The organism is Anaerococcus sp. (genome assembly GCF_030825785.1).
GTDB lineage: Bacteria > Bacillota > Clostridia > Tissierellales > Peptoniphilaceae > Anaerococcus.
Window position 1 is genome coordinate 1 of sequence record NZ_JAPJPG010000004.1, and the last position, 22,121, is coordinate 22,121.

Here is a 22,121-nt window from a genome sequence, read left to right on the forward strand (position 1 = left end):
TGATAATATTATAAGAATGAATTTATTGCAAATAAAAAAAGCAAGTTTCCTCGCTTTTTTATATAAATTTCCTATCCCAAAAAGATATTACGCATCTTATAAGCCAAATTATGGCATTGATCATAAAAGCAGCCAACATTATAATTTGAATTATATAGATAAACATTAAAAACCCAGGGTTTGCTGTGGACTTGGATTTAATAGAAGCAAAAAATATAGCCAGAAGGAAAAATAGGCCCAGCCATTTTCCACAAGTCTTAAGATTTTCCTTAAAGTCAGGATATATCCTAGCCTTATTTCCGTACTTTTTCTTGAAGTTATCTCTTCTAATCTTAAGCTCTTCTCTTCTCTTTCCAGAAGAATTTGATATGAGGGCTGAATAGTAATGTTTCATATCTTCTGTAGAATTGGTGTATTTCTTAAGCTTTTCGGCCTCTTCTTCAGAAAATTCCCTGTTTAGTATCTCATTTGTAATCATAGCCTTAGACTTATAGGAAAGTCTTTCTTCCCTAAGCTTTCTAAGATCTTCGAGAGATTTCGCTCTTCCCATCATATCCAGAGTATTTTTTTCGTATCTTCTCATATAGTCAAAGGATTTGGTAAAGGCAAACACCATAATTAGCATTATAAGAAATTGACTTATGATTACAACAATATTAGAAGCGCCCAAAAAGCTTACAATTCCCATGATAAGACTTGGCACAAGTACTGCTAGTAGGATATAAGCTAAAAGCTTAACAACTGATCTCATTATTCATCAACCTTTCATATATTTCTACAAGTTTTCTCCCTGTTTTTTCTATAGATTTATCACACGCCTTCCTGTAGGCATGATCTTTAAGAGATTTCAACCTCCCTTCGCATATGCCTACTATCTTCTCTTCAAAATCTTCTAGGCTAGATCCCTTATAGATATTAACTCCATCTTCATAGTCCTTTTCAAAGATTTCTATATCTCTAATTAGAATATCTGCCCTCATCGCAAGTGCTTCTAGTAGAACAATTCCTTCAGTCTCCTCATGAGTTAGGAAAAGATATAGGTCTGATCCAGAATAGGCAAGTCTTAATTCTTCGCTAGTCACATACCCAGGAAATTTTACATTAGAAGGAGCACCGTCTATAAGTTTTTTTATATTTGGACTCATCAAGGCCTTATCGAGCTTTCCGAACCAAAGAAATTCATATTGGGGAAGTCTTTGACCGAGCCTTATAAAATCATCTATGCCCTTTCTCTTGATAGGAAGACCTACAGAAATTATTGATTTCTTACTCTTATCCAAGCCGTAAGTCTCATAGAACTTATCCCTATCCCCATCTTTTCCCTTCCAGAAGTCAAGATCAATTCCATTAGACACAACGCAAATCTCTCGATTTATATCGTAAGTTTCAAGGATTTTTTTAGAATATTCGCTCGGAGTAAGGACTAGGTCTCCTAGTTTGTAGGCGTGAACTAACCATTTTTTAAAAAGGGGAGCTAGTTGGTTTGATAGGATAAATGAATTTCTGAAATCTTCCATGGTAGAATGTCCATGGTAGACTATCTTCTTTCCTCTTTTCTTAGCCTTCTTAGCAAAGAAAACCGCTCCCGGAAGGACTGTATTGATATGGACTAGGTCAAAGTCCTCTCTCTCATATGTCGTAAAATCAAATCCTACCTTGGCCAAGGCTTTTTTCTGATGGTCTATAGCCTTGCCCACACCACTTTCTTTCACTTTATCGTAATCTTTTGAATATATTAAAACTTTCATACTCGTACTCTTCAATAGCTTTTCGGTAAAGCCTCTCACATTTTTCTCCAAAGGCTTCAACAGAGAATTTCTCTATGGCATAGGTCCTGGCGTTTTTAGAAAGATAAGTCGTAAACTCTTTATTTAAAACCTTATTTATAATCTTTTCAAAATCTTCGAAGTCCTCATACACATATCCATTGTATCCATTAATAATCACCCCACAAAGAGCCTCATCCTTCCTACACACTGCAACAGTCCCATTAGCCAGGGCCTCATAATAGGTAAGACCTTGGGTTTCTGAAGTAGAGCCCGAGACGAAGACATCTGCCATCTGATAGTATTTATTTACATCTTCTGGCCTTACCATTCCTACGAAGTTGACCCTTTTAGGAAAACGGCTAGAAAAATTTATAAGATCGTCTAAGTGGGGACCGCCACCAACTATGTAAAGCTTGACATCGGGATCTTTAATCCTTTGGTAAAAGTCCACAAGCTCCTCTATATTTTTTTCTTCGCCAATCCTACCTAGGTAAAGGAGGATTTTTTCCTTCTCATCTATACCCAAGACCCTCCTAGGATTTTCAGATAGGAGATCTGGTATATGGATTCCTGTAGGTATTACAGAGATCTTTCTATCATCCACTCCATATTCCCTAAGAAGCTTGGCAGTTTTCTCGCTAGGGGCTATAAGTCCATTACAAAGATCTGCGAATTTCTTGCTTGCAAGGGCAACGGCCTTCTTACCCATAGTCTTATTTCCTATAAAATAATGAGTGTAGTCCTCATAGATTGTGTGATAGGTGTGAATTATAGGGATTTTAAGATCATGAGCTATGGTCTTAGCCATGATGAAGGTCGAAAATTCGCATTGGGAATGAATTATATCAGGCCTCCAGCTTTCTAATTCTTTTATATGAGTTTTTGACAAAAGATTAGTAACACGAGCTTCTGGATAGATTTTCCTCGCAGAAAGGCTACCTACATAGTAGATATTTTCTGCCTTGTATGATTTCATTGTATTTGAAAGGGTCAGGACTTTTACTTCGTGACCCATATTTTCTAGATATTCTTTAAGATTTAATACTGACCTCACTACTCCATTTACAACGGGATAGTACCAGTCACTAGTTATTAGTATTTTCATAAGTACCTCTTAATAAGGATAACATAAATATTGTTTTTTAGGAAGTAAATAGACTCGTTTAATTGGCTGTTATTGGTATAATACTAGAAAGTGAGGTGAAATATGGGACCTTTGATAATAACCGATATCCTACTTTTGATTTTTAGTATTTATATCGGCATATTTTTAATAAAATTTCACTCTTCCTATCCTGAAATGGCTGTTGGCTTTCATGTTTGGGAAGTGTGCTATTCTAGAAAAACTTGGGATTATGGAAATAAGTTTGCTGGCAAGGTCGCAATATCCTTAGGCCTTGTATTTTTCGGGCTAATCTTTCCCCTTTGTCTTTATTTTGGAAACAATAGAAATTATCTTTCTATACTCATCACCATTCTTGTGATACTTTATATGATTCTTTTATTTTTTATAGTGAAGATGTGGATGAGGAAAAAATTTTCTTTGAAAGATGAATAATAAAAAACGAAAACATCTAATTTGGTGTTTTCGTTTTTTATTATTAATTTTTATGAAATAAATTCTTAAGCTCCATTCTTTGGGAATAGGGACTTAGTCTAACGTAGACATCAGATCCATTTTCTATAAATTCCCTAAATATTCTAAGATCATCTTCATCTACCGCCACTTCTTCGGTTAGGGATTTTTTTCCAACACTCATATGGATTATCCCTATATTTACTTCTGGAATTTCTATATTTTGCTTTCTTATAGCCTCTAAATCCTGAGCACTGTCAACAATCAAAAAAACATCTTTCTCATAGTCTTTAAGGAAGGCTCCTACTTCTGATGGCTTTAAGTAATAGGCTGATATATCATCAGGAATAGTAAGATCCATTACCTTTTTTCTAAAATCGTCCCCACTTACTTCTTCATTGGCTATGATTACAGTTTTGCTTCCTAATTCCTTAGACCAAATTTCAACTACCTTGCCATGAGATAATCTTGAGTCAATCCTACAAAGTTTTACTTCTCCCATCATATCCTCCTTATATCCTTAATTTGTCTCGGATCATCTATTATAAGATCTGGACTTTCTCTCTCGAGAACCTCCCTTGACCTAAAGCCCCAGGAACATCCTACAGTGAAAATTCCTGAATTCTTCCCGCATTTCATATCCACTTCACTATCTCCAAAGTATAAAATATCAGAAAAGTCTACCCCAAATCTCTCTTTAATTATCATTATTCCTTCAGGAGATGGCTTTCTCTTGTAACTTTCCTTATATCCTAGGATATAATCAAAATAATCCTTGCCGAAAACATGGTTTATGACCTTCTTGCAGGTAGAATCTGGTTTGTTAGAAAAACAAGCTATTATCTCCCCTCTTTCCTTTAAGATATCAATACTTTCCTTTATTCCTCCATAGGGCTTTAATAGATAGGTTGGATCATCATCGTAGGATTTGTTGTAAGTATCTAGGAAGTTTTTCCTAAAGTCTTCCTCATCGCTTGCTCCTAGAAAGTCCAAGGTCTTATTTACCAAGACTACAGGACCATTTCCCACAAAGGCTCTCACCTTTTCCTTATCGATCTGACTTAGGCCAAATTCCTTCAAGGTCTTATTTATATGAAAGCTAATTGAGTCTATCGTGTTTAACAAAGTACCGTCTATATCAAAAATATACATACATTCTCCTATTCTTATCTAAGTCTTTACTAATCTTTTACCCTTTTTGTTAAAAAATATCTAATCTCCACTCTAATAGGGTATAATATTAAGAAGTGAAAAGAAAACGAGGAGATTATGAAAGAAGATAGAAATTTAACCATGCTTAGTGATTTTTATGAATTCACTATGGCAAATGCTTACTTTAACAATGGTATGAAAGACACAGTTGCAGTCTTTGATGCCTACTATAGGAGAAATCCCGACGAGGCTGGTTTCTCAATCTTCGCAGGTCTTAACGATATAATAGAATATGTTAAGAATCTAAGTTTTAGCGAAGAAGACATTGAATATTTTAGAGAAAATGCTGATTTTTCTGAGGGCTTTCTTGATTATTTGAGAGATTTCAAATTTACTGGAGATATTTGGGCCTTTCCTGAAGGTTCTGTAATGTTTCCTAACGAACCCATAGTTACAGTCAAGGCCCCTATTATAGAATGTTCTATTATAGAGACTTACCTACTCTTATCAATGAACTTTAACTCCCTTGTAGCAACCAAGACTAACAGAATCGTAAGGTCTGCTGAAGATAGGCTAGTTATGGAATTTGGGGCAAGACGCGCCCAGGGAGCAGATGCTTCCATAAACGGAGCAAGGGCTGCCTATATAGGAGGTGCACCTATTACAAGTAATACCTACTCTGCCCAAAAATATAAGTTTAAGGCAAGTGGTACCATGGCCCACTCTTGGATTCAAGCCTTTCCGACCGAGTATGAGGCCTTTAAGACCTATGCTAAGTCCTATCCTGATAATTGTATCCTCCTAATCGATACCTACGATACCCTAAGATCAGGCCTTCCTAATGCTATGAGAGTCTTTGAGGAAGAACTAGTTCCAAAAGGCCTTAGTGGAGGAGTAAGAATTGACTCAGGAGACTTGGCCTACCTATCCAAGGAAGTAAGAAAAATCCTAGATGAAAATGGCTTCACCGATGCCAAAATCGTGGCTAGTAACTCCCTAGATGAATTCAAAATCGAATCCCTCCTCTCCCAAGGAGCAAAAATCGACTCATTTGGTATAGGAGAAAGGCTAATCACAGCCAAATCTGACCCAGTCTTTGGAGGTGTCTATAAGCTTGTCGCAATAGAGACAGAAGGAAAGATTGAGGCAAAGATAAAGGTCTCAGAAAACGTAGAAAAAATCACAACTCCAGGCGAGAAGAAAGTCTACAGACTCTACGACAAAGAAACTGGTAAGGCGGAAGCAGACTACATCGCCCTAGCTTGCGAAAAAATAGACGATTCTAAACCAATGGTAATATTTGATCCACTCTTTACCTGGAAGATGAAGAGGATGGAAAACTATAAAGCTCGAAAGATGCAAGTAAAAATCTTCGATAAGGGGAATTTAACCTACGAAAGCCCAAGCCTTGAAGAAATTACTTCTTATTCTAAAGGAGAAGTTAAAAGCTTATGGGAAGAAGTTAAGAGATTCGACCAGCCTCATAACTATTATGTCGACCTATCCCAAGACTTGTGGAATCTAAAACAAAACCTAATACTAGAAGCTAAAAGAAAGTAAAGTAAAAGCTCTCACTTAGGATTCATCCAAGCGAGAGCTTTTTTTATTCTTCCTTTAAGGCTTCCTTAGCAAGTACATATCCACCGATAAGTCCTGCCTCGTTACCAAGCTCAGGGAAGACTATATATTCATCCGCATTAGGAATGTCTATATAGTGATTATCTAATTTTTCAAATTCTCTTCTAATTTTTTCAATCATCCCTTCCTTATTAGCTACTCCGCCTCCAATTATTATTATATGAGGTCTTAGGATCATGGTGTAGGTCATAAGTCCCTTGGCTATATATTTAGCGAGGATATCAAAGGCTGGGTCATCCTTATCGAGATTCTCTCCCCTTTGGCCAGTCCTAAGTTCAAGGCAAGGTCCTGCACAAAGTCCTTCAAAGCAAGAATCGTGGAAGTCGCAGAAGCTTTCTACCTCATCTCCTTCTTCTCTAGCAATCTCAATGTGTCCCATCTCAGGATGAGAAAATCCTTGAAGTAAGGTCCCATCTTGGATATAAGAACCGCCGACTCCTGTTCCTATAGTTAGGTAGAGGGAAGATCTCTTATCCTTGGCTGCTCCATATCTATATTCACCAATTCCACTAGCTCCAACATCTGTAGTAAAGCCCATAGGTAGGTCGAGTTCTTTCTTGATAGATCCTAAAAGATCAAAGTTTCTCCAAAGCTTCTTGGGAGTTTCTAAGACAAAGCCATAAGTCTTTGACTCCTTATCCACATCGATTGGACCGAAGGCTCCGATTCCAATGCTTTCTACAGGATTTTTCTTAAGAAAATCCACCACATCCTTCATATTTTCCTCAGGGTCCTTAGTCTCTACCCTGATTTCTTTGACAATATTTCCGATTTCATCTAAAATGGCGCACCTAATCTTAGTTCCGCCCAATTCAATAGATCCGTACATACTTACTCCTTTATAGTTCTTACTTCTATTATAAGGGATTTTTCTCAATTTGGAAAATTGATTTGAAATAGATAATACTTTTCCTAGAATCCCTTCTCCTCGCTGAGCTTCTTAAACCAAGTACCTGATTTTTTGATTACTCTTTCTCCAGTATCAAGCTTATATTCTACAAGTCCGTATCTATTTTTGTAAGCATTAAGCCAAGACCAGTTATCTATAAAGGTCCGCAAGTGATATCCCCTACAGTTTGCCCCCTCGTCAATAGCCTGGCTTAGGAAGGTCAGATGTTCCTTGATAAAGTCTATTCTATAATCGTCCTCAATCCTCCCGTCTTCCCTAAATCTTTCCTCGTTTTCTACTCCCATGCCATTTTCAGTAATCATCCAGTCGATATTATTGTAGTTTTCTTTGATATTTATGGCTATATCATAGATGGCCTTAGGATAAATCTCCCAGCCCCTATAGGGATTCATCCTCTTGCCTGGCATATCGTAGCTAAGATAATATTTGCTTGGCATAAAGATTGCACTTTCCTTATATTCATAAGGATTCTCCATAACCCTTAGAGGTTGATAGTAATTTACTCCAAGAAAATCAACAGTATTTTCTTTTATTGTGTCAAGCTCCTTTTTGTTATATGCTGGCATGAGGTCTTCTTTTTTTATAATTTCTACAAGCTTTTTAGGATAGACTCCTAGAACTGATGGGTCAAGGAAGGATTTTTGAGCAAATAAGTCTGCAATCTCAGCGGCCTTAAGGTCATTTTCATTCTCGCTTCTAGGATAGGCTGGAGTTAAGTTTAGGATTATACCGATTTTCTTATCCTTATCTATTTCCCTTAGAGCTTTAATAGCTAAAGCTGAGGCAAGTTGAGTATTATAGGCAACTTGGACAGCCTTTTTAGGATTTACTTCGCAAGGATAGTGATATTGGTAGAGATAACCGCATTCTACATGAACTATTGGCTCATTGAAGGTAAAGAAACAGTCAGTATATTTGCCAAAAAGCTTAAAGCAAGCCTTAGCATAAGCTACATATCTTTCGACAACTTCCTTGTTTTCCCATCCCCCTATTTCTTGAAGATACATAGGCATATCGAAGTGAAATAGATTTACGAAAAGCTTGATTCCTTTAGCCTTGATTTCCTTGAAATAATTATCGTAAAAGTCCACGGCCTTGGGATTTACCCTACCGTCCATTTTAGGTATTAATCTTGCCCAGGAAATAGAAGTCCTAAAGGAATTGTGGCCTGTTTTTTCTAAAAGCTCTACATTTTCCTTATAATCAAAGTAAAAGTTCGATGTACTTTCTGGTCCAATCCTATCATGAAACTTATAGGGCTCTTTCTTATACCAATAGTCCCAAATACTTTCACTTTTGCCATCAACTTGTCCGCCTTCAGATTGACAGGCAGATGTTGCAGAACCAAATAGGAAATCCTTAGGAAATTTAATCATTTTTTATCCTTTCTTCTTTTAATTTAATATTCGCATAAGCTCCATAGAGATTATTGTCATTATAAAAGGACACTGGCCTAATATTTAAGCTAACTCCTCGGAAAATATCATCTTCTAATTTTTCTCTAATTGAATTTATAAATCTTTCATCCTCAGAAATAGCTCCTCCTATGTAGATTACTTCCGGATTAATAGCATAGGCTATGTTGTATAGGCCCATAGCAAGGTAGGTAAACATCTTATCTATCTCTTCATAGAAAGGATTTTCTTTCTTAAGATACTTATCAAATATTTCGTATGTGTCCGAATCTATACCGTATTTTTCTTTTATAGTGCGCCTGACATTTGGTAAAGTTCCTAGGCTGGACAAGTTTTTGATTTTACCAAAATCGTTAAATAGCATATAGCCAAACTCTCCGCTTTCAAGACTTAAGCCTCTTATAATTTGAGAATCTTTGACTAAAGCTCCTCCAATTCCCGACCCAATTATTACAAAGGCCAGGAGATTTTCCTTTGGATTTTGGTAATATATTTCTCCAAGAGCCGCACAGTTTGCATCATTTTCTATAAAAACTGGTATAGAATATTTATCCTCTATGTGCTTTGCAAAATTTGTCTCACTTAAATAATTGAGAGCACTTAGTCCTCCTACCTCAAGCGTTTTGCAATCAACCCTACCAGGAGATGAAAACCCAATAGCTTCTATATCATAATCTTTAAGAAAAGATTCTGTTATCTCTTCTAAAAACTCTATAAATTCTTTCATAGTGGGAAGACTTTTTGCTGAATCTTTCATAATTATTTTTTCATTTTCTATAAGTGCATACTTGGTAGATGAGCCACCAATATCAAATACTAAATACATTGTTTTCCTCTTATGTTATAATTATCTCTAGGAGTGATCAAATGACAAATGCTAATTACAATTTTATTATGGACATAATAAGCTCAAAAAACATAAAGTTATCTAAGTCAGAAAATATTATCGTTGATAAAATCAAAGATATAAATGTCGACTTTTATCATATAAATATCAATGACTTATCCGAGATTCTCAACGTCTCAAACTCCACCATTACGAGGTTTGCCCAAAAGCTTGGATTCGATGGTTTCTCTGAGCTTAAGTTCGATATTTCTAAAAAACCTAGAAGGACTAAGTCTCTTAGCCAAGAGATTTATATAAATTTTATTAATTCTACCGAAAGCTTCGATGAGAAAACTATTAGATTTATCAAATCTTTCGATAGTTTCGGAAGGATTGCAGTTATAGGAATAGGTTCATCTGGCCTTTGCGCCAATGAATTCGTCTATAAATTCGGAGAAATCGGCCTAAATAATACCGACTACGCCAAAGAGCCTTACAGTATAAATCTACTTACTAAAAGCCTTGATGCGGAAGACTTATTGATAGCCATATCACTTTCTGGAGAAAACCACAATCTCCTAGAAGGAGTTCGCTTTGCAAAAGATAAAAATGCAAACATCCTTGCTATAACTGGCAATAATGAGTCTACTCTAAAAAATATAGCGACTAATACTATCTTATTGCCTCCCTATCCTAGCTATTCATACAAGATTTCAAAGATTTTTCCTGTAACTTTAATCCTCGATATGATTTGTGAAGCCTATCTTAGCTAGCCTTTACGAACTCTTTCCCTATATATCTTAGGACTGCCTCTACGAATATCGAATTGGCCCAGGAGAACCAATCTCTGGTATATTCGCTAGGATCGTCCTTATGGAAACCTTCATGCATCAGGTATTTACTTGCGTGAGTTTTTTCAAAATAAGAAAGTAGGCGGTCCATCTCATCCCTAGAATCAGCTGTCATAAGCTCCATTGCTAAGGCCAAATGCCAGATGTAGTCCTTGGGAGTGTGGTCTGATCCTATTCCCTTGGCCACTTTTCCTTCAAAATAATTCTTGTTCTTTTCAGATAGGATAAAGGCTCTAGTGTTTTTATAAATTGGATCTTTCTTATCTACATAGCCTAAATAGGGAAGGGAAAGTAGGCTTGGGATATTGGCATCGTCCATCAAATTATAAGATCCAATTCCATCTGTTTCGTAGGCATAAATTTTGCCGAAATCTTCATCTTCTATAATCCCATATTCTCTAATCCCCTGATCTATCTCACAAGCCAAGTCGTACATATTCTCACATAGGTCGGGCCTTATTTCTGCATGTCTTAAGGCCTTAGCTAGTCTTTTCAAAGCTACAGTAGCAAAGGCATTGGCAGGAATAAGGTATTGGTATAGGCAGGAGTCATCGCTAGGCCTAAAACCTGTCCAACTCATTCCTGTAAAGCCTGTATCAGTCCCTCTCTTGCCATTTCTTAAAGAATCTGAAGGAGCCCAAGGGTCAGGTCTTTCGAATTCATAGGTCGAATTTTCGTGATTTTGCTCAAGCTTAATTAGATCAAGGATTCTTTCTAAAACTTTTATGAATTCTTCATTAAAAATCGTCTTATCATGAGTTTTCTCATAGTACATATAAGCCACTTCCATAACATAGCAAAGTGAATCTAGCTCGTACTTTCTCTCCCAAACCCAGGGAGAATCGAAGTCTGTTATGTCCTTATCGCTCCAGCTCCTAGAGTTAGCCTTAAGGTTAAAGGCATTGGCATAGAGATCCTTGTCAAGACAAAATATTTGTCTCTTCAACACTTTCCTAATAAGTTCATCAGCCTCTTTGCTAGCTAGATAAAACAGCGGTCTTATTTGTCCACTAGAATCCCTTAGCCACATGGCCTCTATATCTCCTGTTATAACGAAGACATCTCCTCTTTCAGTCTCTTTCATAGTAGTTGTGAAAGTGTTATTTATTGCTTTGGCGAAAATTTTCTTTATCTCAGGACTAAGATCATCGCTTTCATTAACCTGATCGATCAATTCTTTTACAATTTCTTTCATTAAAGCTCCAATCTGTATGTTTTAATTTCAAAGGGAGGAATTTCTCCAAAAGGTCCATCTTTTATCTTCTTCCTTGCCAAAATATCATATTCATCTGCTTTAATATCAATAGCTTTAGGTTTTGGGCTAGGATTATAAATCCTTAGGAAGGCTTCTCCCTTTTCATTTCTAAAAATCGTAGAAAATAGATTATCTCCCAAATCAATACTAGGAATATTTAAAGATATATCTTTATCATTATTGTCCAAAAGATTTAGGCTAAAGAAGTCTACTCTAGCCTTAAGGATATCCCTCCTATTTCTATCAACATCTTCCTTAAAACTATCAAAATAAAAGTCAAACTCCATATCCCTTAGTTCGTCTTTTATAAGCTGAGCGTCTGGTGTAGGAAAATATCCCCAATCTCCAAGCTCTCCAACAGACCTAAAAAGTGTAATAAAAAGGCCTTCACCTTCTACCATTTCATATTCTGCAGGACCTATGGCAGATACTCCAAAACCTCTTTTATCATCATCTACAACTTCGACATATCTGTTGAAATTTTGTGAGTAATCTGGGTTCTTCCAAGTGTCAGGAGCGTAAGCCTCTCTTTTGACACATTCAAATATAGATTCAGCTAATACCTTGTCAGTTTTCAAATAATGACCGAAAAGCACCCTCATTCTATGATCCTTGCTTATATTCTTAAGTCTTATCTTAATCTCTAGGGGAGCTTTCTTATCGAAGACTTTTATCTCCTTTTCGATTAGCATATCGATATAAGTCTTTTTCCTATTAGCCTTTCTCCTTGTGATGTCATTAAGGCGGATTTGCTCATCCTTAAGCCTATCCTCCGCCCCTTCCGGCAAGGAGAATTTTTCCCTAAGCTTTATGATTGTCTTATCATTTTCTCTGATGATTTTTTTATCTATCAATTGTCCACCAAGAATCCTTACATTATCGGAAGACTGTCTATAAATATACTCATTTCCTATATCACCAGTATCTTCTATGGTGAGGACATCCTTGTAGGTTATTTGATTTATCTTATCATAAATATCGAGACTTGCCTTTTCCTTAATTTCTATCCTATAGTAAGCATTTTCAACTATGTTTTTTTCTATTTCTTTAGATTCGAAGGAAGACCTTCCTTCTACCAAACTTAGAATTTTCTTCTCAAAAGGATCAAGTTCTAGGCTAAAACGAATCTTTATTTTGTTGGCAAAGTAAGGTTTTCTAAATTTATCATTAGGAAGCTCATAGGAAAATCCAGTTCCCAAATATCTAATCTCAGCAGGAATCTCCTCGCCTTTTTCATCAACTAGCTTGTAGCTTTTTATCTCTTTTGTGGATAAACTATCATAAACTTCTGGGAAATCTATACCGAAAAACTTCTTATCAACTTCTATTTCTCTTTCAACCTCCTTAAGCCTCCTGTAGGGAAGGGTATTTATAACACAGATACTATTTTTCTTAGTATTTTGGGTATTTTCTCTAATTTTTTCCCTAGCTAAATCATAAAGATAATCAAGACCTTCGCTTACAGACTTGAAGCGTCTGAGATTTCCATCATGGACCGAATCAACAGAACAAGCACATATGCTATCATGAGGATGGTTTTTGATGAGATTTTTATAGAAATAATCAATCTTTTCTCTAGGATAGTCTTCCTTTTCGACAAAGAGAGTAAAAAGCGGCTGGATGACTTCTTCAAGTCTCATCTCCAAAGTCTTGTTGTATTTTTTAAGATAATATCTAGAAGATGATGTCGAATTCAGAGTCCACCAACCATCAGTCGTTTGACTTCTAAGCTCGCCTTTTATAGTGTCGATCTCCTTAACTTCTTTTCTTACGCTTTCAAAATACAAGTCCAAATTTGAGTGAACAAATTCATAATCTTCATAAAGCTCGTTGGCCTTTTTTATGATTTGACCTATGTTTTTTTGAACAGGGGAATGGTCGCAACCGTTCATCAAGAGCAATTGGTTAGTTGAGGCATACTTTTCCATATCTTCTATCTTCTGATCCATATAAGATCTAAGAGAAGACTCATCTTCTGGAATATCTAATCCATTGCTATACCAGTTGGCAAAAAGAATCCCCAAGACCTCATCCCCATTTGGAGCTTTCCAATAAATCTCTGAATTCTTTGAAGTGAAATCATCTATAACTACATTATCAAAGCCTGTAGCCTTGACCCCTCTTCCAAAGTAGGCGACCTCTATTCCTGCTTTTTTAAGAATTTGGCTAGCCTGACCAATATTACCAAAAGTATCTGGAAAATAACCAATCATCGAAGGCTTTCCCCATTTTTCTATACTTTTAATTCCTAGACTTAGATTTTTGATATTAGATTCTCCACTTGTGAGAAAGGCATCTTGCAAGATATACCAAGGACCTAGCTTAAGCTTACCATCCTTCATCAATTCCTCGATTATCTTTCTATTTTCTGGCTTAACTTCTAGATAGTCCTCTATAGGAAGATAATGACCATCAAGCCAATAATACTTAAAATCAGGATCCTTAAAGGCTTCTATCACCCCATCCATAAGGTCTATTAGACGCATATGGTGCTTCTCATAGGGCATATACCATTCTCTATCCCAGTGAGTATGACTTACTACATGGATAGTCTTTTTCATTTTTCTATTTCCTCCGTAAGCTCCTCATAGATTTTCATTAAGACTCTAGAAGTTTTGACCTGTCTTTCTTCTATAGTATCTAAGCTAAATTCTTTATAGATTTTCACCCTACAATCCCTACACTTATCATAAAAGTCCGAAGCTTTCTTAAAGTCTTTATCCATTGCTGCCTTAACAGCTTCTGATAGATATGATAGGGAAGTGAAAAATGACCTTACTTCCTCGTACAACTTGTCATTAGTGTAGTTTTTGAAGTATGAATCTATAGCAGCTAACTTCTTATCAAGCAAGTTTTTCACTTTTTCAAAGTCTTTTTCCCTATAAGCTAGGGCAATTTCCCCATCTTCCTTATATTTCTTATCATCAAATCTATCATAAACTCCTGAGGCAAAGAAGGAATCAGCTATGATAAAAAGCTCAGAAGCTACTTTTTTATCTATATAGGCTAAGGCCCTTTTGAAAGATTCGATAGGGACGAAGCCAGCTGGATCTTTGGCAAATTCTCCTATTTGATATATAGATATCTTGCTTAGCTCTGCCTGATTCATCGGGTTTGTTAGGATTGACTTGTAGTTTATCTCGCTTGAATCATAAAACTCAAATATTTCCATAAATATTCTATCTCTTAGATAGTCATTTACAGGCCAGTTAAACCAAATATTGGCTTCTTTTTGGGAAATCTCTGTAAATCTTTCTTGGGAAGTTTTTGTTATAGGAACAACTACGTCATAGCCCGTCCGCATAATTTCTAAATTATCTAGATTTCTGAATAGCTTAAAGTATTCCTCCCCCTTCGCATCAATCCAGGCACTGTTATACCAAGGATGGACAAACAAAAGTTTTTCGTTTTCATAACTTTTAAGTTTCTTTAAGATATCTTTCACTAATCTTAAATGAAATTCTCTTTGCTCATAGGCTAAGTCCCTATCTATATCGTCCATGCAAAGAGCAAATGAGGTCACTCCAGCTCCATGAAGGCTATCATACTTAGCGAATAGTTTTTCAATTTCTTCTTCATATAAATTAAAATCTATCAAATTTTGTCCTGGATGGATGGCCCAAACAAAATCGACTCCCTTATTTTTTGAAAGACTGGCAAGCTCACTTATCTCAGCTAATTTCTCATCTGGATAAGGCTCTCTCCATTTTACATTGTGGTAAGGGTCATCCTTTGGTGCGTAGACATATTGGTTCATATCAATATCAGATAGAAAGCCAATCATAGACATTCTTTCTTCAAAGCTCCGAGGGATTCCATAGAACCCTTCAATAAGGCCTCTTTTTTCTAACATATTAACTCCTAAATCTTTTCTAATTTCTCAAAAAAACTTCCAATAAATGAAACAATTTTCATTATAGTTTGCAAAAGTAAAGACCTATGCCTAAACATAAGTCTTTTTCACTTCTATTTCCTATCCCAATTATCTAATTGGTTTTGGACTTCTTCTATCAACTTATCAATTCCAGCAGTATTAAGCTTATCTAAGAATTCTTGATAATAGTCTTCATCAAAGGCACCTGTTTTGAGATTTTTCTCGTATTCGAAAATTGTCTGTTCAACATTTCCTGCCTCGCTTTCAACGCTTTTCCTATCAAAGTTGAAACCTAGTATAGGAGAAGGCTCTAAATTCTCTAAAAACTTATCTAGTTTTTCCTTAGCTTCTGGCGTGTCAGAATCTTCAGATGTAGTAAGTGGTGTCATATTTTCAGAGGCTAGGAAGGTAAAGGCTGGTACGTCATATTTAGTATCTTCGTACTTTTCAACCTTTCCATCTACTAAATCATAGTGCTTACCTTCTATTCCATAAGTTAGATACCTCATAAGCTCCTTATCGCTATACATTCTATTTAGAAAATCCATAGCCAATTCTTTGTGCTCAGATTGGGAGTTGATAGCGGCAAGAGAACCAGTAGCTTTTTGATTTGTTACTATTGTTTTGTTACCTGCTGGGGAGGATATGACTTCGCTTTTGAAGGAGTTAGACCAAATCCCATCTGAATCTGGCCCTCCTTCAGCTTTTGTTACCAGCCACCTATCACCTTCTTCTCCATCTCCGGCATTCATCTGAGGAGCTGATGGGTTAATATAACCCTTGTCCATATAGTCTTTTAGAACGTCTAACTGTTTCTTAAGCTCTGGATCAGCCCAGCTGTTGTAGGCGATGAGCTTTCCATTTTCTTCTTTTACGGCAACTCCTGGTGTCGCTTCAGACTGTGGAGTTGGTGTTTGCAAGAGGAAATCACTTACTATGTTGAAAGGATAATCTACTGTATCCTCATTTTCCTTGACCTCTTTAAGATAAGGTTCAAGATCTTTTATAGTCTTTACACTTTCTATGTCAATCTTATATTTATCTACATAAGCTTTATTCCAAACGAAATAATTTCCTGGAACAACATTTTTAGCAGCTGCTGGCGCGCCATACAATCTTCCTTCTATAGAAGCTCCCTTTAACACGTCTTCTGAAAGAGAATCTTTTATGGCCTTACCTTTCTCATCTATAAGCTCTGTTATATCTGCGAAAGCTCCCTTTTCTACTAAGTTTTTGTAAGGACCAGACCAGTTAGCTGTAAAGGCTATATCCCAGTCATCTCCCGCATTTGAGGCAAGCTGAAGTCTTTGTTCATATTCGCCCCAATCGAAGAATTGTAGGTTTAGGTGATATCCTGCATCAGATTTATCTAGATATTCATTTATTGCTTCTACTACCTCTCCTGTGTCTTCTTGGGGAGTTCCTACATCATAGTATGTTATGGTAGGAATTTCTTCCGAATCTTTTTTGACTTCTTCTTTATTACCGGAATCCCCTCCACAACTAGAAAGACTTAGGCTAAGTCCAACTAGGAGTGTGCTTATGCTAAGTTTTTTTAGTAAATTCATCTCTCCTGCTTTCTTTTATTGCTTATCAGCGCCTTCCCAATTATCTAATTGTGCTTGTACTTCTTCTATTACCTTTTCGATTCCTGCTGTATTTAGTTTATCTAGGAATTCTTGATAGTAACTTTCGTCAAAGGCACCTGTCTTAAGGTTGATGGTGTATTCGCTTTGTGTTTGTTGAATATTTGCTATTTCTGTTGCGATTTTTGATTCATCTAGGGTAAATCCTAGTACTGGAGATGCCACTAGCTTGTCTTCAAATTCTTTTGCTTCCTTGTCGAATTCTTCATCGCCAATTCCAGGAGCTCCGTCTAGTGGAGTTCTGTTGAAGGCACATAGGAAGGTAAATGATGGTACATCGTAATCGTTATCTACGCCATCAGAATCCTTGTTGTGTTTTACAACTTTTCCGTCTTTATATTCGAAGTTTTTGCCTTCAACACCATAAGATAGCATATCTTGTAGGTTTTTGTCTGTGAACATTCTGTTGATAAAGTCCATTGCAAGCTCTGCCTTATCAGTTTGTGAGTTGATAGAAATCATTTTTCCTGTAGCCTTGTCGTTAGATATAAGAACCTTATCTCCAATTATATTTGATACTACTTCGTTACGTGGTGCAACTGACCATATAGCGGCTGATCCTGGTTCTCCTTCACCTTCTGTTAGTAGAACTTCGTTTTCTGGCATTACTGTTCCTGGCTCAACTTGTGGAGCTGATGGTGAGATGTATCCTTTGTCCATATAATCTTTCATCTTCATGATTTGTTCTTTATAAAGATCATCCGCATATAAGTTGTAAGCCTTAAGCTTGCCATCTTCTTCTCTTACAGCTACCCCATCTGTAACTTGATATACAGGCTCTGGCATAGCGAACAAGAAGTCCTTAGATACACCAAATGGATATTGGACGCCTTCTTTTTCTTTTACTTCTTCAAAGATAGGCTCTAATTGGTCTATGTTTTGGATATTTTTATAGTCGATATTGTATTTATCAACCATGCTCTTAGTCCATACGAATTGGTTGGCTGCAACAACTCCAGGATATGCTGCAGGGATTCCGTAAACCTTGCCGTCTACACTAACACCTTTTAGCATGTCAGGATTGATTAAATCAACAAATTCCTTGTCTTTCATTAAGTCTGTTAGATCCATCAAAGCATTTTGTGATACTAGAGTCTTGTAAGGTCCTGCCCAGCTTGCAGTAAAGGCTAGATCCCAATCTTCTCCTGTTGATGAAGCAAGTTGAAGTCTTTGTTCATAATCTCCCCAATCATAGAAGACTAGATTTAAGTGATAGCCAGCTTCTTTTTCATCAAGGTATTCGTTAATCTTACTTACTGTCTCTTCCGTTCCTGCTTGTGGAGTTCCTATATTAAGATAAGTTAGGGTAGGAACTTCATCATCTTTAGCATTTTTATCTTTTTTATCGTCTTTGTTTTCTTTGTTATCTACGCTTTCGCTAGTTTCGGTTTTGTTTTCATCTTCTTCATTCCCGTCATTGTTTCCACAAGCTGAAATGCCTAGAGCAAGCATTAGAGCCATTGATGTGTAAGCAAATTTTTTAACTAAATTCATTTTTTCCCTCCTTATTAATGAATTATTCCTTAACTGCTCCCAGTGTTAGGCCACTTATGAAGTATCTTTGGAAGAATGGATATGTTATGGCAATTGGCGCAGTTGTTATAACTACTATAGCCATTCTCAAAGTCTCCTGTGGCAAAGTTTTCATCGCCTGATTCGCTACACCTCCTATTTGGCTACCTCTTGATGCGAGGAAGGCCGTTGAATTTTGTATTCTAATTAAGAGATATTGGACAGGTATTTTATCTAAGTCGTCTATATATAGCATAGCGTTATACCAATCATTCCAATAACCTAATGTTAAGAATAGTCCAATTGTTGCAAGTACTGGCAAGGATAGAGGAAGCACTACTTTAAAAAATATTTGAAATTCATTGGCTCCATCAATCGTTGCCGCCTCAATCAAGGCTTTGGGTATACTTGTTTGAAAAAACGTCCTCATTATTATTATATTAAAGGTTCCTAGAAGTAAGGGAAGGATCAAGGCCCAAACCGAATTTCTAAGACCTAAAAATTGTGTCATTACTAGATAACTTGCTACAAGTCCTCCGGAAAATAACATTGGAATAGTTGAGACTTTTGTAAAAAATCCTTTGAATTCAAAGTCATCTCTGGATAGGGCGTAGGCATATAAGGTCGTAAGGATTAGGGCTAATATTACACCAACCACTGTTATAAATATCGATACCTTGTAGGCTTGGACTATAGATGAACCAGAGGCAAAAATTAGCTTGTAGGCATCGAAGCTTATTTTTTCTGGAAACAAACTATAACCATTTGTTGCAAGCGTTGACTCATCCGTAATTGAAATTATGAATACAAATAGGAAGGGCAAAATCGCTGATATAGTTAGTAGAATCAGATATATATTTAATCCTATGTTAGCTCCCTTACTTACTTCTAAGGGATCAAAATGCTTTTTCTTATTTACTTTTTGCATATATCCTCCTAGAAAAGTGATCTTTTTGGATCATATTTTTTGACAATCTTATTGGCGCCGATAATTAGGACTGCTCCGACTGCTGATTGGAGAAGGGATACGGCTGATGATAGGCCTATATCACCGTTTTTCATAAGAGCCCTAAATACATAAGTATCTATTACGTTTGTAACTGAATACAAAGGCCCTGAATCCCTTGGTACTTGGTAGAATAAACCGAAGTCAGCTCTAAATATATTAGCAAGACTCATTATAAATAAAACAGTAACAACAGGCTTTAACATTGGTATAGTGATGTATTTTATCTGCTCCCACTTGCTCGCCCCATCCATTACAGCTGCCTCGTAATATGTCTTGTCGATTCCTGATAGGGCCGATAGATAAACTACAGTGTTATAACCTAAGCCCTTCCAAGCATTAATGATTACCAAAAACACAGGCCACCAAGTCTTCGTTGTGTACCAATTCTTACTTCTACCACCGAATTTCATAATTAGAGCATTTATCAAGCCCTTATCTGGTGATAGAAAGGCAAATACTGCATAAGAGATTACAACCCAAGATAAGAAATATGGCAGAAAGAGCGAGGTCTGATAGAACTTCGCAGCTTTTCTATTTAAAAGCTCATGAAGAGCTATGGCGGTAAACATAGCAAGAACTATATTTACAACTATAAAGCAAGCATTGTACAAAATCGTATTTCTTATGATAATCCAAGCGTCATTGCTTTGGAAGAAAAACTTGAAGTTATCAAAACCAATCCATTCGCTATGAAAGAGGTTATAGAAGAAATTCTTAGAAAAAACCTTGTAGTTCTTAAAGGGGATGATTACCCCAAACATAGGCAAATAGCTCATTATGGCAAACCATATAAAGCCTGGTAGACAGAAGGCCATAAGAGGTAGGTTCTTCTTAAATCTTTGGCTAAATGGTTTTTTGGCTTTTTTCTTTCTTCTTTCTAATTCCTTTTGGTCAATTACTTTTACTTGACCCTGATTTTTATTTTCCATTTTAACCTTCCTTATAAGTTCTTGACTTTAGTCTCATTTATGAAAGTTCCCAAAAATCCAATTATAATTACTAAGACATAAGTCCAAAGAATATTTGTAATAAGTAAACTTTCTATAACTTCCCAGACAAAGCCGATAATAATTGCATATATTGGGAATCTAAATGTTAATAAGCAAGAATTCTTGATAGTCTTGATGAATCCGACATCTTCTCTAAAAGCCCTTTGAAGTATTGTATAGAAAATAATATCCCTAAATATTAAGCTTAAAAATATCCTAAATACAAAGAGGACTAGTACATCACTTTCTAGGATTCTCAAGGCATCGGAGAAGTAAAAGTAGAGACTAAATATCAATGAATAAGTCAAATACTTTCTGATGAACTTTTCTCCGAAGACATCTTTAAAATAAGACCTATAATAAGACTTATAATCAATAAAAACTGCCTTTACTGCAATAAACTCCCTTTCTAAAGCTAGGGCCAAAAGGCCAATTAAGGGAATAAATAATAAAATATATTTTATAAGACTTCCCTCGATTAGGATATTTATCAAGATTAAGGGTGATATTATCAAGCTAGTATATACTATAGACAAAAGGACGAAGAGTATTAGCTCTCCGACTTTGCCCAAAGATTTCGATAAAGCTTGCATTATACAATTCTCATTGATGTATCTTTATCAAATAGGTGGATTTCATCTAAGTTTATATCTAGATTTATATCGTCGTTTTTATCTATTCCTTTAAACTTTCCTTGGACCTTTACTGCTATCTGACTTGCAGCTTCTTCCGCTCTTGCATAAAGAATAGATTCATCGCCAAGCATTTCTATATTTTCTATCCTTGCTTTAATTGATTTAGCACTTTCCTCTTCGCTACTAACAGCAAATGATTCTGGTCTTATTCCAACTATTATTTCCTTAGCTTCGTAGGATTTTAAAGCTTCTTTTTGCTCATTAGTTAGTGGAATTTCGTCATTACCAACTTGTATTTTGGAATTTATAACTTTTCCATTAAAGAAGTTCATTGGAGGAGATCCAATAAAGTTTGCAACGAAGATATTAGCTGGAGAGTCATAGATTTCTTCTGGAGTTCCAACCTGTTGCATATAGCCATCTTTCATTACTACAATCCTTGAAGCCATTGACATAGCCTCAGTCTGATCGTGGGTTACGTAAATAGTTGTAGTATCAAGCTGGTCGTGAATTTTGGATATTTCTGTTCTCATCTGAACCCTAAGCTTAGCATCTAGGTTAGATAGAGGCTCATCCATAAGGAAGATATCAGCTTCTCTTACTATGGCTCGTCCTAGGGCAACTCTTTGTCTTTGTCCTCCAGATAAGGCTGCAGGCTTTCTATCCAAAAGATTAGTCAACTCGAGCATTTCTGCTGCCCTTTCTACCTTTTTCTTAATCTCAGCCTTGTCTACCTTTTGAAGCTTAAGACCAAAAGCCATGTTGTCAAAAACTGTCATGTGTGGATAGAGGGCGTAGTTTTGAAATACCATAGCGATATTTCTATTCTTAGGACTTACCTCATTCATAAGCTCGCCATCAATGTATAAATTCCCCTCAGAGATTTCTTCAAGACCTGCAATCATTCTAAGTGTTGTAGACTTTCCACAACCAGAAGGTCCTACAAAAACTATGAATTCCTTATCTTCAATTTCTAGATTAAAATCAAATACTGCTTGAACTCCATTAGGATAAATTTTATCTATATGTTCTAATTTTAAGTTCGCCATTCTTGCTCCTTACAT

At 36.2% G+C, this 22,121-nt stretch carries 20 protein-coding genes; 3 read left to right on the forward strand and 17 right to left on the reverse strand.

Features of this window, described 5'->3' with window-relative positions; all coding sequences use genetic code 11:
* Nucleotides 1-58: 58 nt before the first annotated feature.
* The 3 genes from RCH56_RS00995 to RCH56_RS01005 are packed head-to-tail and all read right to left on the reverse strand — an operon-like array spanning nt 59 to nt 2,874.
* Entirely contained in the window at nt 59-751 is a 693-nt protein-coding gene (locus RCH56_RS00995) for a hypothetical protein (RefSeq protein WP_306483133.1), read from the reverse strand.
* Complete coding sequence (locus tag RCH56_RS01000; protein WP_306483134.1) at nt 735-1,748, reverse strand: glycosyltransferase family 4 protein; 1,014 nt, start codon at nt 1,746-1,748, stop codon at nt 735-737. Before RCH56_RS01000 ends, RCH56_RS00995 begins: the two co-directional genes overlap by 17 nt.
* Nucleotides 1,714-2,874, reverse strand: coding sequence for a glycosyltransferase (locus RCH56_RS01005; RefSeq protein ID WP_306483135.1), 1,161 nt, complete (start codon nt 2,872-2,874; stop codon nt 1,714-1,716). The genes RCH56_RS01000 and RCH56_RS01005 overlap by 35 nt, the downstream gene beginning before the upstream one ends.
* Before the next feature lie 195 nt (nt 2,875-3,069).
* On the opposite strand from RCH56_RS01005, the gene RCH56_RS01010 reads away from it, so the two are divergent.
* A complete protein-coding gene (locus tag RCH56_RS01010) occupies nt 3,070-3,327 on the forward strand; it encodes an SdpI family protein (RefSeq protein ID WP_306483196.1) in 258 nt (85 codons plus the stop codon).
* Between the two features lie 43 nt (nt 3,328-3,370).
* Here the strand turns inward: RCH56_RS01010 and RCH56_RS01015 are convergent, their stop codons facing one another.
* Both RCH56_RS01015 and RCH56_RS01020 read right to left on the reverse strand, forming a co-directional pair.
* Nucleotides 3,371-3,847 carry a PTS sugar transporter subunit IIB gene (locus RCH56_RS01015; RefSeq protein WP_306483136.1) on the reverse strand — a complete coding sequence of 159 codons (477 nt, stop codon included), beginning with the start codon at nt 3,845-3,847 and terminating at the stop codon, nt 3,371-3,373.
* The gene (locus RCH56_RS01020) at nt 3,847-4,497 is read right to left on the reverse strand and encodes an HAD family hydrolase (RefSeq protein ID WP_306483137.1); all 651 of its coding nucleotides are present in this window, start codon (nt 4,495-4,497) and stop codon (nt 3,847-3,849) included. The genes RCH56_RS01015 and RCH56_RS01020 overlap by 1 nt, the downstream gene beginning before the upstream one ends.
* A 117-nt stretch (nt 4,498-4,614) precedes the next feature.
* On the opposite strand from RCH56_RS01020, the gene RCH56_RS01025 reads away from it, so the two are divergent.
* Complete coding sequence (locus tag RCH56_RS01025; protein ID WP_306483138.1) at nt 4,615-6,057, forward strand: nicotinate phosphoribosyltransferase; 1,443 nt, start codon at nt 4,615-4,617, stop codon at nt 6,055-6,057.
* Between the two features lie 43 nt (nt 6,058-6,100).
* Here the strand turns inward: RCH56_RS01025 and RCH56_RS01030 are convergent, their stop codons facing one another.
* The 3 genes from RCH56_RS01030 to RCH56_RS01040 all read right to left on the reverse strand — a co-directional run bounded on the left by RCH56_RS01030 (nt 6,101) and on the right by RCH56_RS01040 (nt 9,286).
* Nucleotides 6,101-6,964 (reverse strand): ROK family protein, encoded by an 864-nt coding sequence (locus RCH56_RS01030; protein ID WP_306483139.1) that lies wholly within the window; start codon nt 6,962-6,964, stop codon nt 6,101-6,103.
* An 83-nt stretch (nt 6,965-7,047) separates the two neighbouring features.
* Nucleotides 7,048-8,421, reverse strand: coding sequence for a glycoside hydrolase family 1 protein (locus RCH56_RS01035; protein WP_306483140.1), 1,374 nt, complete (start codon nt 8,419-8,421; stop codon nt 7,048-7,050).
* On the reverse strand, nt 8,414-9,286 hold the full coding sequence (locus RCH56_RS01040) for an ROK family protein (protein WP_306483141.1): 873 nt from the start codon (nt 9,284-9,286) through the stop codon (nt 8,414-8,416). The genes RCH56_RS01035 and RCH56_RS01040 overlap by 8 nt, the downstream gene beginning before the upstream one ends.
* A gap of 41 nt (nt 9,287-9,327) precedes the next feature.
* Between RCH56_RS01040 and RCH56_RS01045 the strand changes: the two genes are divergently transcribed.
* Nucleotides 9,328-10,059, forward strand: coding sequence for a MurR/RpiR family transcriptional regulator (locus RCH56_RS01045; RefSeq protein WP_306483143.1), 732 nt, complete (start codon nt 9,328-9,330; stop codon nt 10,057-10,059).
* On the opposite strand, the gene RCH56_RS01050 is transcribed toward RCH56_RS01045, so the two are convergent.
* From RCH56_RS01050 to RCH56_RS01090, 9 genes are all read right to left on the reverse strand, one after another.
* On the reverse strand, nt 10,052-11,332 hold the full coding sequence (locus RCH56_RS01050) for a glycoside hydrolase family 125 protein (RefSeq protein ID WP_306483145.1): 1,281 nt from the start codon (nt 11,330-11,332) through the stop codon (nt 10,052-10,054). The genes RCH56_RS01045 and RCH56_RS01050 overlap by 8 nt on opposite strands.
* On the reverse strand, nt 11,332-13,953 hold the full coding sequence (locus tag RCH56_RS01055; RefSeq protein WP_306483146.1) for an alpha-mannosidase: 2,622 nt from the start codon (nt 13,951-13,953) through the stop codon (nt 11,332-11,334). Before RCH56_RS01055 ends, RCH56_RS01050 begins: the two co-directional genes overlap by 1 nt.
* The gene (locus RCH56_RS01060; protein ID WP_306483147.1) at nt 13,950-15,245 is read right to left on the reverse strand and encodes a beta-N-acetylglucosaminidase domain-containing protein; all 1,296 of its coding nucleotides are present in this window, start codon (nt 15,243-15,245) and stop codon (nt 13,950-13,952) included. Before RCH56_RS01060 ends, RCH56_RS01055 begins: the two co-directional genes overlap by 4 nt.
* A gap of 113 nt (nt 15,246-15,358) precedes the next feature.
* The gene (locus RCH56_RS01065; protein ID WP_306483149.1) at nt 15,359-16,834 is read right to left on the reverse strand and encodes an extracellular solute-binding protein; all 1,476 of its coding nucleotides are present in this window, start codon (nt 16,832-16,834) and stop codon (nt 15,359-15,361) included.
* Nucleotides 16,835-16,849: 15 nt separating this feature from the next.
* Nucleotides 16,850-18,406, reverse strand: a complete 1,557-nt coding sequence (locus RCH56_RS01070; RefSeq protein ID WP_306483150.1) for an ABC transporter substrate-binding protein — start codon at nt 18,404-18,406, stop codon at nt 16,850-16,852.
* Nucleotides 18,407-18,428: 22 nt separating this feature from the next.
* Nucleotides 18,429-19,352 carry a carbohydrate ABC transporter permease gene (locus RCH56_RS01075; RefSeq protein WP_306483152.1) on the reverse strand — a complete coding sequence of 308 codons (924 nt, stop codon included), beginning with the start codon at nt 19,350-19,352 and terminating at the stop codon, nt 18,429-18,431.
* Between the two features lie 8 nt (nt 19,353-19,360).
* The gene (locus tag RCH56_RS01080) at nt 19,361-20,362 is read right to left on the reverse strand and encodes a sugar ABC transporter permease (RefSeq protein WP_306483153.1); all 1,002 of its coding nucleotides are present in this window, start codon (nt 20,360-20,362) and stop codon (nt 19,361-19,363) included.
* Nucleotides 20,363-20,373: 11 nt separating this feature from the next.
* Nucleotides 20,374-21,015 carry a hypothetical protein gene (locus tag RCH56_RS01085; protein WP_306483154.1) on the reverse strand — a complete coding sequence of 214 codons (642 nt, stop codon included), beginning with the start codon at nt 21,013-21,015 and terminating at the stop codon, nt 20,374-20,376.
* Nucleotides 21,015-22,106, reverse strand: a complete 1,092-nt coding sequence (locus tag RCH56_RS01090) for an ABC transporter ATP-binding protein (RefSeq protein WP_306483155.1) — start codon at nt 22,104-22,106, stop codon at nt 21,015-21,017. The genes RCH56_RS01085 and RCH56_RS01090 overlap by 1 nt, the downstream gene beginning before the upstream one ends.
* Nucleotides 22,107-22,121 lie beyond the last annotated feature (15 nt).